The 13,667-nt window shown below is 73.1% G+C and carries 13 protein-coding genes; 9 read left to right on the plus strand and 4 right to left on the minus strand.

Annotated features, from left to right (window positions below; translation table 11 throughout):
• From ABZZ74_RS20400 to ABZZ74_RS20425, 6 genes are read left to right on the plus strand one after another with little or no spacing between them, the layout of a single operon-like run.
• The gene (locus tag ABZZ74_RS20400; protein ID WP_356766787.1) at nucleotides 1-1,365 is read left to right on the plus strand and encodes an O-antigen ligase family protein; all 1,365 of its coding nucleotides are present in this window, start codon (nucleotides 1-3) and stop codon (nucleotides 1,363-1,365) included.
• Nucleotides 1,362-3,236 (plus strand): lipid II flippase MurJ, encoded by a 1,875-nt coding sequence (locus ABZZ74_RS20405; protein WP_356766789.1) that lies wholly within the window; start codon nucleotides 1,362-1,364, stop codon nucleotides 3,234-3,236. The genes ABZZ74_RS20400 and ABZZ74_RS20405 overlap by 4 nt, the downstream gene beginning before the upstream one ends.
• Nucleotides 3,226-3,981 carry a polysaccharide deacetylase family protein gene (locus ABZZ74_RS20410; RefSeq protein WP_356766791.1) on the plus strand — a complete coding sequence of 252 codons (756 nt, stop codon included), beginning with the start codon at nucleotides 3,226-3,228 and terminating at the stop codon, nucleotides 3,979-3,981. Before ABZZ74_RS20405 ends, ABZZ74_RS20410 begins: the two co-directional genes overlap by 11 nt.
• The gene (locus ABZZ74_RS20415) at nucleotides 3,978-5,129 is read left to right on the plus strand and encodes a glycosyltransferase (RefSeq protein ID WP_356766793.1); all 1,152 of its coding nucleotides are present in this window, start codon (nucleotides 3,978-3,980) and stop codon (nucleotides 5,127-5,129) included. Before ABZZ74_RS20410 ends, ABZZ74_RS20415 begins: the two co-directional genes overlap by 4 nt.
• The gene (locus ABZZ74_RS20420) at nucleotides 5,126-5,776 is read left to right on the plus strand and encodes a lipopolysaccharide biosynthesis protein (protein WP_356766795.1); all 651 of its coding nucleotides are present in this window, start codon (nucleotides 5,126-5,128) and stop codon (nucleotides 5,774-5,776) included. Before ABZZ74_RS20415 ends, ABZZ74_RS20420 begins: the two co-directional genes overlap by 4 nt.
• On the plus strand, nucleotides 5,773-6,867 hold the full coding sequence (locus ABZZ74_RS20425; protein WP_356766797.1) for a GNAT family N-acetyltransferase: 1,095 nt from the start codon (nucleotides 5,773-5,775) through the stop codon (nucleotides 6,865-6,867). The genes ABZZ74_RS20420 and ABZZ74_RS20425 overlap by 4 nt, the downstream gene beginning before the upstream one ends.
• Nucleotides 6,868-6,886: 19 nt before the next feature.
• Here the strand turns inward: ABZZ74_RS20425 and ABZZ74_RS20430 are convergent, their stop codons facing one another.
• A complete protein-coding gene (locus ABZZ74_RS20430) occupies nucleotides 6,887-8,179 on the minus strand; it encodes a glycosyl hydrolase (protein ID WP_356766799.1) in 1,293 nt (430 codons plus the stop codon).
• 125 nt (nucleotides 8,180-8,304) lie between these two features.
• On the opposite strand from ABZZ74_RS20430, the gene ABZZ74_RS20435 reads away from it, so the two are divergent.
• Nucleotides 8,305-9,612 (plus strand): ATP-grasp domain-containing protein, encoded by a 1,308-nt coding sequence (locus ABZZ74_RS20435; protein ID WP_356767044.1) that lies wholly within the window; start codon nucleotides 8,305-8,307, stop codon nucleotides 9,610-9,612.
• Nucleotides 9,612-10,889 (plus strand): NAD(P)-binding domain-containing protein, encoded by a 1,278-nt coding sequence (locus ABZZ74_RS20440; protein ID WP_356766801.1) that lies wholly within the window; start codon nucleotides 9,612-9,614, stop codon nucleotides 10,887-10,889. Before ABZZ74_RS20435 ends, ABZZ74_RS20440 begins: the two co-directional genes overlap by 1 nt.
• Before the next feature lie 71 nt (nucleotides 10,890-10,960).
• Here the strand turns inward: ABZZ74_RS20440 and ABZZ74_RS20445 are convergent, their stop codons facing one another.
• The 3 genes from ABZZ74_RS20445 to ABZZ74_RS20455 all read right to left on the minus strand — a co-directional run bounded on the left by ABZZ74_RS20445 (nucleotide 10,961) and on the right by ABZZ74_RS20455 (nucleotide 13,037).
• On the minus strand, nucleotides 10,961-11,992 hold the full coding sequence (locus ABZZ74_RS20445; protein ID WP_356766803.1) for a chaplin family protein: 1,032 nt from the start codon (nucleotides 11,990-11,992) through the stop codon (nucleotides 10,961-10,963).
• Nucleotides 11,993-12,105: 113 nt separating this feature from the next.
• On the minus strand, nucleotides 12,106-12,357 hold the full coding sequence (locus ABZZ74_RS20450) for a chaplin (protein WP_356766805.1): 252 nt from the start codon (nucleotides 12,355-12,357) through the stop codon (nucleotides 12,106-12,108).
• 266 nt (nucleotides 12,358-12,623) lie between these two features.
• The gene (locus tag ABZZ74_RS20455) at nucleotides 12,624-13,037 is read right to left on the minus strand and encodes a rodlin (protein ID WP_356766807.1); all 414 of its coding nucleotides are present in this window, start codon (nucleotides 13,035-13,037) and stop codon (nucleotides 12,624-12,626) included.
• Nucleotides 13,038-13,228: 191 nt separating this feature from the next.
• Here ABZZ74_RS20455 and ABZZ74_RS20460 point away from each other — a divergent pair, with 191 nt between their 5' ends.
• Nucleotides 13,229-13,639 (plus strand): rodlin, encoded by a 411-nt coding sequence (locus tag ABZZ74_RS20460; RefSeq protein WP_356766809.1) that lies wholly within the window; start codon nucleotides 13,229-13,231, stop codon nucleotides 13,637-13,639.
• Nucleotides 13,640-13,667: the final 28 nt, after the last annotated feature.

Here is a 13,667-nt window from a genome sequence, read left to right on the forward strand (position 1 = left end):
ATGAGCCATGCCCTGTCCCTGCCCCGCGTCCGCGAGTGGCCGCCGGTCCTGCCCGTGCTCGCCGTGCTCGTCCTGCTCGGCCTGCCGCTCGCGCCCACCGGGGAGAGTGGCGCGGGCCCCGCCGACGCGGTCTCCGCGCTCGTGGTGCTGTCCTGCGCAATCCGTCTCGTACGCGACCGCCGGCGCCCCCTGTCCCGTACGGCCGCCGTGGTACTGGGCCTTCCGGTGCTGGGGCTCGCGGTCGCCGCGACGGGGGCGTCCTCGCCGGGCGCCGCGATCACCGGTCTCGGCCGTTACCTCCAGATCTTCGTCCTGGTGCCCGCCGCCGTGCTCCTGCTGATCCGCGGCCGCCGTGACTTCCGGCTGCTGGCCTGGTCGTTCGTGGGGCTGGCGGTGTGGCAGGGCGCGATCGGGGTCCACCAGTACGTCACCGGGACCGGCGCCTCGTACCAGGGCGAGGACGTCCGCGCGGTGGGCACCTTCGGGCCGACGGACGTGATGGGCATGGCGACGGTCGTGTCCTTCGGTCTGGTGTGCGCGCTGGGACTGGCGCTGGGCCGGGCCTCGGTACGGCAGCGGACCGTCGCCGCCTGCTGCGCGCTCGCGCTGCTCCTCCCGCTCGCCCTGTCCTTCAGCCGCGGGGCGTGGATCGCGACGGCGGCCACCTGTGCGGTGCAGCTGGTGCTCGCGGGGGTGCGGCGGGCGCTGAAGGTGGCGGCCGTCGCGGTCACCGCCGGCATGATCCTGGGCGGCGGCTTCGGGGTCGGGTCGGCGATGCTGCAGGAGCGGATCGACAGCATCACGCGGGTCACCGACGCGCCGGACCAGTCCGTGACGGACCGGTACACGATGTGGGCGGCGGCCGTCGGCATGTGGCGCGAACAGCCGCTGACCGGCGTGGGATTGAAGGGGTTCCCGGACCACCGGGACAGTCACGCCTCGCTGGCCCTGTCCTCGGGCAGCGACACGGAGGGCGCGGGCGCGGCGTACCTCAAGCAGCCGCTGCTGTCCCCGCACAACATGTACCTGCTGGTGCTGGCCGAGCAGGGCCTCGTCGGGGCCCTCGCCCTGGTCGGCGGCTGGCTGGCCCTGCTGGTGTGCGGGCTGCGCGGGCTGTGGCGGGCGCGGGTGCCGGGCACAGGGCTGGACTGCGCCCTGATCGGCACGGGGCTGCTGATCTGGCAGCTCATCGACTTCGTGTACGCGGACATCGGCGGCCCGTCGACGGTCCTGACGGCGGTGGTCTTCGGGGCGGTGGCCTGGTGGGCGCTGGTCGGAGCCGACGAGACCGGGCCCCGGGCCCGACGGTCACCGGGCGCCGTCGAGCGGACCCTCGGCGGCGCCGAGGAGGCCACGTCCCGATGACGGTGACACCCCCGGGCACGCCCCGGATCACCCACGTCCCCGGCCCCGCACCGCACCCCGCGACGCCGACGAACCCGGCGGGGGTACCGGCGGTCCGCTCCTTCGGGGACGCATCGCAAGTGCCGGCAGTGCCGACCCCGACGGACCCGTGGGGCGCCCAGGACCCGACGGAGGCAGGGTCCTTGGGAAGCGCCCCGCACATCGTTCCCCCAGGCACGCGCAACACCGAAACCCCCCACGGCCCCGCCGGTCCCCGCCCCGGCGACGACCAGGAGCCGGGCGGCGGCCCTGGCGACCCCGCCGCCGACGCATCCACCCCCTCCGGGCGGTTTCTCGCCAAGGCCGCTCTCGTCACCGCCGGGTTGTCCGTCGCCGGGGCGCTGCTCGGGCTGGTGCGGGATCAGGCGTTGGCCCGGTTGTTCGGGGCCGGGAGTGAGACGGACGCGTTCCTGGTGGCGTGGACCGTGCCGGAGTTCGCGGCGACCCTGCTGATCGAGGACGGGCTCGCGTTCGCGCTGATCCCGGCGTTCAGCGCGGCGCTGGCCCGGCGGGCGCAGGGCGTTCCCGGCGATCCCGTCCGCGCCCTGGTCGGCGCCACTCTGCCGCGCCTCACGCTGGGCTTCGTCGCCACGGCCGTCCTGCTCATCGTCCTCGCACCGCACCTGGTCGAGGCCCTCGCCCCGGGCCTGCCCCACCCCGCGCTCGCCGTCGACTGCACCCGGCTGACGGCGACCTGTGTGCTGAGCTTCGGACTGGCCGGCTACTGCAGCGCGGCCCTGCGCGCGCACCGCCGATTCCTCGCCCCCGCCGCGATCTACGTCGCCTACAACACCGGCATCATCACCGGGATGTTCGCGCTCGGCGGCCGCCTGGGCGTGCGGTCGGCGGCGGTGGGCGTCGCGGTGGGCGGATGCCTGATGGTCGCCGTACAACTGCCGTCTCTGTGGCGGCAGTTGCGCAAACGTGCGGAGACGGTGGCCGCCTCCGCCCCCGATCAGGCGCGGCCCATGGAGTTCGCCCTCGTCGCCACCGTCCTGCTCTTCGCCCTGTGCCGGCAGTCGCAGGTGCTCATCGAGCGGTTCCTCGCCTCCCACCTCCCGGCCGGCGCCATCTCGCACCTGAACTACGCGCAGAAGGTCGCCCAGATGCCGATGGTGCTGTCGCTGATGCTGTGCACCGTCACCTTCCCGGTGGTGGCCCGTGCCCTGGCCGAGGGCGACACCGAACGGGCCCGGATCCGGGTGGAGCGGGACCTGTCGCTGGCCGCGTGCATCGTGCTCCTGGGCACGGCGGTCGTGATCGCCTGCGCCCCGCAGATCGTCGAACTCCTCTTTCAGCGCGGCGCGTTCACCCCGAGGGACTCCGCGGCGACCGCGGGCGTCATGCGCGTGTACGCCCTCGGGCTGCTCGGCCAGACCCTGGTCGGCGTCCTCGTCCGGTCCTACTTCTCCGCGGGCCGCCCCAGCTGGTACCCGGTCGGCGCGATGACCGCGGGCATCGTCGTGACGGCCTGGATCGGCGCCTTCACGGTGCTGCCGTGGGGCGTCGACGGCATCGCGACCGCCAACGCCGCCGGCATCACCGTCACCGCCGCCCTCCTGCTGGCCGGCATGGGCCGGGGCGGCATCCCGATCCGCACCCGCCGGGTGCTGGCGGAGCTGACCAAGCCGCTGCGCGCCGCGGTGGTGGCGACGGTGGCGGGCGCCCTCGTCGCGCACCACATCGCCGCCCCCGTGCCCGCCCTCGCCGCCGGCTGCCTCACCGCCACCACGGTCTTCCTCCTGCTCGGCCTGGCTCTCGGCGCCCAAGGCCTCGACCCCGCGCTCCACTCCGTACGCACCGTCACACGAAGGCTCTCGCATGGCCGTTGACTCCCAAGACACCGGCAGACGACTCGCCCCGGGCCCGGTTCCGTGGGTGGCGATGTACCACTCGGTGGCCGCATGCCAGGACGACCCGTACCGGATCACGGTCACCCCCGAGCGGCTGGAGACCCAGCTGCGGTGGTTCAACCGACGGGGCCTGAGGGCCGTCTCCCTGGCAGAGCTGCTCGCCGCGCGCGCCCGGGGCGAGGGCCGGGACCTGATCGCGCTGACCTTCGACGACGGGTACGCGGACTTCATCGACAACGCCCTTCCCATCATGAGCCGTTGGGACTGCGGCGCCACCCTCTTCGTCCTGCCGGGCCGGCTCGGCGGCAGCAACGCCTGGGACCCCCGGGGTCCACGCAAGGCGCTGCTGACCGCCGACGGCATCCGGCACGCGGCCGCCGAGGGCGTCGAGATCGGCTCGCACGGCCTCACCCACCTCGACCTGACGAAGGCGGACGAAGACACGCTGAGGTCCGAGGTCGTCGAAAGCCGGGCCCTGCTGGAGGAGTTGATCGGCGCACCGGTCGCCGGGTTCTGCTATCCGTACGGGACGATCGACCGGCGGGTCGTCGGCGCCGTCCGGGACGCCGGTTACGCGTACGCCTGTGCCATCGACCCCGGCCCGCTGACCGGCCCGCACGCCCTCCCGCGCGTCCATGTCGGGCAGAACGACCACGCCGTACGCCTCTTCCTCAAGCACCGGCTGCACCGGCTGCGCCGTCGTCCCGTCGGGGGGACGCGATGAGGGCGCTGCATGTGATCACGGGCCTCGGAGTGGGCGGTGCCGAGCAGCAACTGCGGCTGCTGGTACGGCACCTGCCCGTCGACTGCGATGTCGTCACACTCACCAACCCCGGTGCGGTGGCCGACGGTCTGGCCGCCGACGGGGTGCGCGTCACCCATCTCGGCATGGCCGGCAACCGCGACCTGGCCGCGCTGCCCCGGCTGGTCCGGCTCATCCGCTCGGGCGGTTACGACCTCGTCCACACCCACCTCTACCGCGCCTGCGTCTACGGCCGCCTCGCCGCGCGGCTCGCCGGGGTCCGGGCGATCGTCGCCACCGAACACTCCCTGGGCGACTCGCAGATGGAGGGCCGGCGGCTGTCGCGCGGGGTGCGTTCCCTGTATCTCGCCAGCGAGCGGCTGGGCCGTTCGACCGTCGCCGTCTCCCCCACGGTCGCCGAGCGCCTGCGCCGCTGGGGCGTCCCGGCGCCCCGGATCGAGGTCGTCCCGAACGGCATCGACCTGCCCCGCTTCCGCTTCGATCCCGACCGGCGCAGTCAGACCCGCCGCCGCCTCGGCCTGCCCGAGGACGCGTACGTCGTCGGCGGCATCGGACGCCTGGCCCCCGGCAAACGCTTCGACGTCCTCGTCCACGCCCTCGCCCGACTCCCCCGGAACCACTGGCTGTTGCTGGTCGGCGGGGGCAGCGAGGAGAACGTCCTGCGCCGCACCGCACACGAGGCCGGTGTCGCCGACCGGGTCCTGTTCACCGGCGAACGCCCCTACGTGCCCGACGGCACCCCGGGCCCCGACCTGCCCTCGCTCGCCGCCGCGATGGACGTGCTCGCCTCGCCGTCGCCGGAGGAGGCCTTCGGCCTGGCGATCGTCGAGGCCCTGGCCTCCGGACTGCCGGTGCTCTACGCCTCCTGCCCGGCGATCGAGGACCTGCCCGCGCACCAGTCCGCCTCCGCGCGTCGAGTCCCGTGCGGCGTCGAGGAGTTCGCGGCAGCCGTCGCCGCGACCCGCGCGCGGGGCCCCGCTCCACGGACGGCCCCCGAGGCCGCCCACCACTACTGCATCACCCGCAGCGCCGCCCAGCTCATGGGTGTGTACACGGCCGCGGTGTCCCCTTCGTCGTCCCCGTCACTCCAGGGAGCCCCCTCGTCATGACCGAAACCCTCACCGCCCACCGCCGCCCGGCCGTCGCCCGCTCCAGGCCCCTGCCGCCCTGGACCCTGATCGCGGCCGGCGTCCTCGCCGGCGGCCTCCTCGGCGGCGGCTACGGCCTGGCGAAGCCGCCGACGTACACGGCCACCAGTTACGTCGTCGCCGTACCGACCTCGAAGTCCGACCCGGCGTCCGCGCTGGGCTTCGCGCAGGCCTACGGCCGGGTCGCCACCCAGCTCGCGGTGCTCGGGGACGCCCAGGTGTGGGCGGGCGTACCGGTGCGGACGCTGCAGTCCAGCGTGCAGGCGGCGACCTCGCCGGACGCGCCGATGGTCGCGATCACGGCCACCTCCTCCCGCCCGGACCTGGCCGCGGACATGGCCAACGCGGTCTCCCGCGCCCTGACCCAGCACTCCACCGACACCAGGAGCGAGACCAACGTCGAGCTCCAGCAGTTCGCCCGGGCCACCAAGCCGACCTCCCCCTCCTCCGCTTCCCCGGCGGTGACCGGCCTGGTCGGCGCGAGCGCGGGCGGGCTGCTCGGTGGTCTGGTGCTGCTGGTCCGGCCCCGCCGCAACGCCGACGGATCCGGGCATGCCCTCTCCGTGCCGTCCCCCGCCGTCGCCGCCGAAGCCCACGGCCAGCTGTGACGTACACGACCGAACTCGTCACCGACGAGGCCGTCTTCGCCGGGTTGGGCCCGGACTGGGGGCGGTTGCACGGCCGGTGCGCCACCGCGACCCCCTTCCAGAGCCATGCCTGGCTGCACTCCTGGTGGCTGTCGTACGGCAGGCGCGGGCGGCTGCGCCTGCTGCTCGTGCGGGACGGCGGTGACCTCGTCGCCGCCGCGCCCCTGATGCGGGTGCGCCGGCCCGTGCCCGCGCTGGTGCCGCTCGGCGGGGCCATCTCCGACTACGGCGACGTCCTGCTGGACGACGGGCGCGGCGAGGACGCGGTCGCCGCGCTCACCGAGGGCCTGTCCGTCTGCGCCCGCACCTCGCTGATCGACCTGCGCGAGGTGCGGCCGGGTGGGGCGGCCGAGCGCGTCTACGACCACTGGCAGGGCCCCCGGCGCCGGGTGGCCGACTCGCTGTGCCTGGAGCTGCCCGCCGTACCCATGGACGAACTGGTGGCCCGGCTGCCGTCGTCGAAGGCCCAGCGCGTGCGCGCCAAGCTGCGCAAGCTGGACGCGCTCGGCGTCGAACGGCATGGGGTGGGGCCGGACGAGGTGGACAAGGCGCTGCGGCGGCTGCTGGAGCTGCACGAACTGCAGTGGCAGGGGCGGAAGGTGACGTCCGAGCACCTGCGGGAGCGGTTCCGTGAGCATCTGGTGCGGGCGGTCGGGCCGATGGTGCGCTCGGGGGACGCGGTCGTCACCGAGTTCCGGCTCGACGACGACGTGGTGGCCGTCGATCTGACCCTGCTGTCCCCGCTGCTGGCGGGCGGCTATCTGTACGGCGCCCATCCCTGCCTGCGCGAACGCAAGGTGGACGTGGCGGTGATGCTGCTCGACGCGTGCACCCGGCACGCCCGCGGCACGCTGAGCCTGCTGCGCGGAGACGAGCCGTACAAGCACCACTGGCGCCCCGAACCCGCCGTCAACCAGCGGCTGTTGCTGGCCCGGCGGCGCACCGCCCCGCTGCTGGCCGCGGCTCTCTGCGACGTGGCCGCGCGGCAGCGGGGCAAGGAGGCCGTGCGGGCCGTGCGGAAGTGGAGGGAGCGCGGTGGCGGCGGGCCGTGAGACACCCGCCGCCTCCGGGTCACCGGCTGCGCGACCACCAGTCGAAGCGCAGGCACAGCTTCCCGCCGAGCCAGTGCTCGACCCAGTCGCCGAGTTCGACGGGCGAGCAGTTGGCCGGGTGCGTCGGTGTGGGTGTCGGGACGGGGGTCGGCTTGGTGGGCTGCGGGGTCGGGGTCGCCTCGTCGGTGCGGCCGAAGAGGACGGACCGGTAGACGGCGGACGACCGCGGGTTCTGCCCGCACTCGAAGACGCCGTGCGGGCAGTAGTCGGTGAGCGTGTTGTAGAGCGGCTTGTGCTCGTCCATCCAGGCGAGCATCCGCTTCGTGTACTCCGGGTTGTCGCCGTTGCGGAAGAGTCCCCATTCCGGATAGGAAATGGGCTTGCCGTGGGATCTGGCGAAGTCCACGTGTGCCTGCAGGCCGTAGGGCTCTTTCACCTGTTCGTCGAACGACAGTCCGAAAGGCTGGTCGTACGAATCCATGCCGATGATGTCGACCGTGTCGTCCCCCGGATAGCACTGCGTCCAGGGAATGGCGTCCCGGCCGCGGGTCGGTGCGAAATCGAACCGGAATTTCTGGCCCGGCACCGAGCGCATGGTGGTGACGATCCTGTTCCAGTACGTCTTCCATGCCTCCGGGTCCGGCCCGCAGCGGGAGGTGTACGTGATGCCGTTCATCTCCCAGCCCAGCACGATCACCGTGTCGGGCACGTTCAGCTCCACCAGCCGCTCGGCCAGGGCCCTGAAGTGACGGTCGAACGTGCCGACCGCGCCCAGCCTCAGCAGCCGGCCCACCCGCGCGTCGGAGACGCCGTCCTCGTTGTGGTCGAGCATCGGCACGTTGAGGACGAGCATCCGGTCGGCCCGCTCGGTGCGCCAGTCCGCCCACACGTCCAGGAAACCGGGGGCGCCCTCGATGTCGCTCCAGTGGTTGCCGGGCAGGTAGGTGTGGCCGACGCGCAGGTCGGCGCCGCCCAGCCAGGTGCTGAGCTCGGCCATACGGGCGATGCCACTGGCACCGGAGTCGAGGAAGGCGCCGAACGCGGGCGTGTCCGGGCGGGGTTGCACTGCCGGTGGGGTGACGAGGGCAGACGGGCCGGTGACGGCGGGCGGTGTGGTGACGACGGCCGGAGGCGTCGCCGTCGACGGCGGTGGCGGGGTCGCGGGGAGCGCCGGCGTGGGAGCGGGCGGGTCGCCGACCCGCACCACCCCCGCGGCGAATCCGGTGCCCGAGGCCAGCACGGCGGACGCGGCCACGGTCGCCGCTACGACGGCCAGCACCCGGGACCTGGGACGTCGCTTCTTTCGGTCCATGCCCGCTCCTTTCTGATCCAGTTTCTGAAAGCCGGTCACTGAAGTCCGGTTACTGACACTCAGTCATATGAACAGGAATTACGCCACCGCCGTTACGGCCGACGAGTGAGAAGACATTCATGACCGTGTCGCTGTTTGACATCCGCGTCCCCGCCGTTCTCCTGCGGATCGACCGGAATCCCTTTCATCACGGCACGCTCGGGGCCGTACGCTCGCTCGGCAGAGCGGGAGTCGAGGTGCATGTGGTCGCCGATTCGACGGGAAGTCCCGTTTCCAGATCGCGTTTTGTACGGCAGTTGCATCCCCCGCCGCCGCCCGGTTCATCCGCGCGCGACATCGCCGTGTCGCTGCGCCGGGTGGCCGCCCGGGTCACCCGTCCGGCCGTGCTGATCCCGATGGACGACGCGAGCGCCGTCGCCGTGAACCGGATGCGCGACGACCTCACGCCCGCCTATCTGCTCCCGGCGATGCCGGACGCGCTGCCCGAACTCGTCGCCGACAAGGCCGAACTGGCCGATCTGTGCGCCGCCCTGGACGTCCCGCACCCCTCGACGCTGGTGCCCGACAGCCCCGCCCAGGCCGCCGGCGCCGCCTGGCGTCTTGGGCTGCCCGTGGTGGCGAAATGGAGCCGCCCCTGGCTGGTGCCGACCGGAACCGGCCTGCGCAGCACGGTCCTGGTGCGCTCGGCGTCCCAGGCCCGTGAGCTGTACCTGCGCGCCGAGGAGGCGGGCAGCCGCCTGCTGTTGCAGGCCTTCCTGCCCCCGGGCCCCGAACGGGACTGGTTCTTCCACGGGTACGTCGACCGGACGGGCCGTGTCCGCGGCGGCGGGGCCGGCGTCAAACTGCGGTCCTGGCCGCGTGACGCGGGCCTGACGGCGGTGGGCCGCTGGGCCCCCAACCCCACGGTGCGGGCGGTCGCCGAACGCCTCACGGCGGAACTCGGCTACCGGGGCATCCTCGACCTCGACTTCCGCCGCTGCGGCAGCACGGGCCGCTACCACCTCCTGGACTTCAACCCCCGCCCGGGCGCCCAGTTCCGGCTCTTCGCCGACGCGGCCGGCCTGGACGTCGTACGCGCCCAGCACCTCGATCTGACCCACCGTCCGCTGCCGGACGCGGTGCCGCTGGCCGGACGGGAGTTCGTGGTGGAGCCCTACGCCCCGCTCGCCGCGCTGCGGCCCGCGTCCGCCGGCCGGGAACACGCCTGGCACGCCTCTGACGACCGCGGCCCCGGGCGCGCCCTGTGGCCCCTGTGGACCCGGCATGTGGCCCGCCGCCTCCGCGACCGCGTGAGCGGCCCCGCGCCGGCCGGACAGGCCGTACCGCCTCACGCGCGCGTGGTGCGCCAGGCGCCCTCCCCCTGTGACGCCCCCCCGACCGACCTGTCGGACGTGAACGACCGGTCCGACGACGAGAAAGCGAGCAGTTGCTGATGTACGACCTGCTGGTGGTGGGCGCGGGCCCGTACGGCCTGTCCATCGCGTCCCACGCCGCGGCCGCCGGACTGAACCTGCGCGTCTTCGGCAGGCCGATGGCCTCCTGGCGCGACCACATGCCGCGCGGCATGTTCCTCAAGTCGGAGCCCTGGGCCTCCAACCTCTCGGATCCGCGCGGCCGTCGGCGCCTCGACGTCTACTGCGCCGGCCAGGGCGTCTCGGCCCGGCACGGGGAACCGGTCCCGGTGGAGATGTTCGCCGACTACGGCCTGTGGTTCGCCCGGCACGCGGTGCCGGAGGTCGACGAGCGCACGGTGACCCGGGTGGCCCCCTGCCCCGGCGGTTTCGAGGCGGTCACGGACGACGGCCAGGTGCTGCACGCCCGCACGGTGGCGCTGGCGGTGGGGGTGATGCCGTTCGTGGAGATCCCGGCCGCCCTGCGGGGGCTCGACGCGTCCCTGGTCTCGCACAGCAGCCACCACAGCGACCTGATCCGCTTCCACGGCAAGGACGTCACCGTGATCGGCGCCGGTCAGGCGGCCCTGGAGACGGCGGCCCTGCTGGCCGAACAGGGCACCCGCGTACGCGTGTTGGCGCGCGCCGCGCGCTTGTCCTGGAACGACGCGCCGCCGCCGTGGGAGCGCCCCTGGTGGCAGTCGGCCCGCTCACCGCACAGCGGCCTGGGTCCCGGCTGGCGCAACTGGTTCTACTCCGAACGCCCCGGCGTCTTCCGCCGTCTGCCGGAGCGGACGCGGACCCGGATCACGGCCTCGGCCCTGGGGCCGGCGGGCGCCTGGTGGGTACGGGACCGGGTCGAGCGGGCCGTCGAGGTCCTGCTCGCCCACGAGGTCACCTCGGCGCGGGCGGTGCCGGGCGGGGTGCGTCTGGAGGTCCTCAGCCGAGCGAACGGCTCGCATCCTCCGCTGCGTTCGGTCGAGACCGAGCATGTGGTCGCCGCCACCGGCTTCACCGCCTCGCTCGACCGGCTGACCCTGCTCTCCGCCGACCTGCGCGACAGTCTGAGCACCATGATCGACGGTTCCCCGGAGGTCGGGCGGGACTTCGAGTCGTCGTACCCCGGCCTGTTCCTGGCGGGTCTGGTCACGGCCTCCGGGTTCGGCCCGGCGATGCGGTTCGTGCACGGGGCGACCTACACGGCAGGCGCGTTGGTGCGGGGGGTGCGGCGCCATCTGCGGGTCCGCCCGCTCAGCGGGGCGATCCCGGCGCCCGGACGGCCCTCACCGAGCGAGACCCCGACGCGGGCGTACGGCTGATCGCCCTTCCCCGCACGGGCGCGGGTGCCGGACGAGGACCCGTCCGGCACCCGGTGCGACTCCCCTCGGCACTACCGCCGGGACGCGGCCCGGCCCCGTCGGTACAGCACGGCCCCGGCCACGATCATCGCGGCGCTCGCGCCGGAGGCGGCGAGCATGGCCTCGCTGTTGCTGCCGGTGTGGGGCAGCTGGGGCGGCGGGGTGTGGTCGCCGCCGTTCGGAGGCGGGGTGTGGTGCCCTCCGCCGTGGGACGGCGGGGTGCTCTCGCCGCCGCCGTAGGGAGGCGGGGTGTGGTGTCCGCCGCCGCCTCCGCCACCGCCGTAGGGGGGCGGGGTGTGGTTTCCGCCGCCGTTGGGAGGCGGGGTGTGGTGGCCACCACCGTTGGGGGGCGGCGTGTGGTGCCCTCCACCGTGGTCGCAGGGCGGGGTGTGGTCGCCTCCACCATGGGGCGGCTGCGTGGTCCCACCGCCGTACGGGGGCGGGGTATGGTCCCCTCCGCCATACGGCGGCTGGGAGGAGTGACCGCCGTGCGGGGGCGGGGTGTGGTCCCCTCCGCCATGCGACGGCGGGGAGGAGTGACCGCCGTACGGGGGCGGGGTGTGGTCCCCTCCACCATGCGGCGGCGGGGAGTGGTGACCGCCACCGGGCGGGGGCGTGTGGTCGCCGTGTCCGGGGGGCGGCGTGTGGTCGACATGCCCGGGTGGCTGGGTGTGGTCGCCGTATCCGCCGCCGCCACCGTTGTCGCCGCCCCCGTGGCCGCCGTACCCCGTGTCGCCGTAGCCGGAGTCCTCGTCGCCGTACCCCGTGTCGTCGCCGAAGTCCCCGTGCGACCTCTGGTGTGGGGGGTGCTTGTGGGAACCCGAGTCGCTCGCACAGTGGTTGCCGAAGGCCGGGTCGAGTCCGGCGACCACGTTGACGGAGTCGCCGCAGGCGTTGACCGGCACCTCGACGGGGGCCTCTACGTTGTTGCCGGACAGGAGGCCCGGCGAGCCCTTGGTGGCCCCGCCCGTGTGCGAGTCGGCGAGGGCGGGGCTGCCGTACAGGGACAGGATGCTCGTCGCGGCGGCGGCCGCGACCATTCCCTTGCTCAGGGTCTGTCGCACTCTCGTTGTCTTCCTGCTGGGAGAAGTGGGAAAAGCCGGCCCTGGAACGGAGACAAGACGTCCAGGGCCGGCCATGACACAGCCGCGAGGCTGATGCTTCGAGCGTTACGTCGTCAGTCGTTGCTGCACGAGTTGCCGATGGCGGGGTTCAGCAGACCGATGACGTTGACGGTGTTGCCGCACACGTTGACCGGCACGTGGATCGGGATCTGGACCACGTTGCCCGAGAGAACACCCGGGGAACCGATCGCGGCACCCTCGGCCTCGGCGTCCGCGAAGGCCGGGGCGGCCATGCCGAGAGCCATGATCACGCCCGCGACGACAGCGGCGGTCTTCTTCATGAGCTTTCCCTTCTCTGCGGTCATGTCCTGGTGACGGCCGAAACCGAGCGAGCACAGCTTGAACGGCTCGCACCATGACCTGCAGGCTGCAAAACGAGGGATAGACAGCGGAAGAAACTGCGGAACGTGGGGTGCGGGACAATTCACTCGAACGCCCCGTGTTGAATCGCCGATTTGACCCATGAGGAGCAGAAAACCCCTCTCCCAGGGCGTACCCACCATAGGAAAAGCGGCCCGGTCGGCTCGCCCGGAAGAGGGCGGGCCGGCGGGCCGCTTCGGTTGTGCCGCGATCAGCTGTTGCTGGCGCCGTTTCCGGACAGGACCGGGATGTTGTCGACGATGTGCGACAGCGGCTCGTCACCCTTGGCCTGCGTCGAGTTCTCGGCGCACTGCTGGTTCTGCGGGGCCGACAGGACCGGGATGTCCTGGACGCCGACGTTGGCGATGAGGGCGACGAGGGACTGGGCGTTCACCTTCGCCGGCAGGCCGACACAGAGCTTGTTCGCCGTGCCCTGGACCAGGGAGGCCTGGGGGCTCATGGCACCCTTGGTCGTGCCGTTGCCGTAGACCTGCGCGGCACCGTTGCCGTTGGCGGTGCTGACGCCGTCGTCGTTGCCAATGGCCAGCGCCTGGGGCGCGAGGGCCGCCGAAGCACCGACGACGGACGCCGCGACCGCCGTGACGGCCATTGCCTTCTTGAACATTTCTCCGGTCCTTTCCTGGAGGCGCACACTCCTGCCCCCCCCATCAACCAGGGGCGGAGGTTTTGGTTCCGCCGCTTCACCCTGTCGGGATTCGCCTGCGGCCATTGGAGTGAACGGGAGCAACCAAGCGGACCGGGCCGAGTTGTTCAGGGCGCTCCGGTGGACGGGGTTACTCCAGAAGGGACCAGCAAGTGATCAAGAAGGTTATGTCGGCCGCTGTGGTCGCCGCTTCCGTTGTCGGAGCCTCGGCCGCGTTCGCGCCCCAGGCGCTGGCGATCGGCAACGACGGTGGCGTCAAGACCGTCAACGGCAACGGCTCCGAGCAGATCTACGGCAACCAGGCGACGTACGGGAACATGAGCCCGCAGATGGCCCTGGTCCAGGGCTCGCTGAACAAGCCCTGCATCGGCCTGCCCGCGAAGGTCAACGCCCAGTCCATCCTCTCCGCGGTCAACATCGGCGTGCAGGACATCCCGATCCTCTCGGCCCCGCAGAACCAGCAGTGTGTCGAGAACTCCACCCAGGCCAAGGGCGACGAGCCGCTGTCGCACATCCTGGACAACATCCCGGTCCTGTCCGGAAACGGCGCCAGCAACAGCTGATCGGACGACGCACACAGCGGGCCGCCGA

Source organism: Streptomyces sp. NPDC006476 (genome assembly GCF_040612015.1).
GTDB classification, from domain to species: Bacteria; Actinomycetota; Actinomycetes; order Streptomycetales; family Streptomycetaceae; genus Streptomyces; species Streptomyces griseorubiginosus_B.

Coding starts and splice junctions, on each gene's coding strand:
- ABZZ74_RS20400 (WP_356766787.1), top strand. CDS start 1: ATGAGCCATGCCCTGTCCCTGCCCCGCGTCCGCGAGTGGCCGCCGGTC.
- ABZZ74_RS20405 (WP_356766789.1), top strand. CDS start 1,362: ATGACGGTGACACCCCCGGGCACGCCCCGGATCACCCACGTCCCCGGC.
- ABZZ74_RS20410 (WP_356766791.1), top strand. CDS start 3,226: ATGGCCGTTGACTCCCAAGACACCGGCAGACGACTCGCCCCGGGCCCG.
- ABZZ74_RS20415 (WP_356766793.1), top strand. CDS start 3,978: ATGAGGGCGCTGCATGTGATCACGGGCCTCGGAGTGGGCGGTGCCGAG.
- ABZZ74_RS20420 (WP_356766795.1), top strand. CDS start 5,126: ATGACCGAAACCCTCACCGCCCACCGCCGCCCGGCCGTCGCCCGCTCC.
- ABZZ74_RS20430 (WP_356766799.1), bottom strand. CDS start 8,179: ATGGACCGAAAGAAGCGACGTCCCAGGTCCCGGGTGCTGGCCGTCGTA.
- ABZZ74_RS20440 (WP_356766801.1), top strand. CDS start 9,612: ATGTACGACCTGCTGGTGGTGGGCGCGGGCCCGTACGGCCTGTCCATC.
- ABZZ74_RS20450 (WP_356766805.1), bottom strand. CDS start 12,357: ATGACCGCAGAGAAGGGAAAGCTCATGAAGAAGACCGCCGCTGTCGTC.
- ABZZ74_RS20455 (WP_356766807.1), bottom strand. CDS start 13,037: ATGTTCAAGAAGGCAATGGCCGTCACGGCGGTCGCGGCGTCCGTCGTC.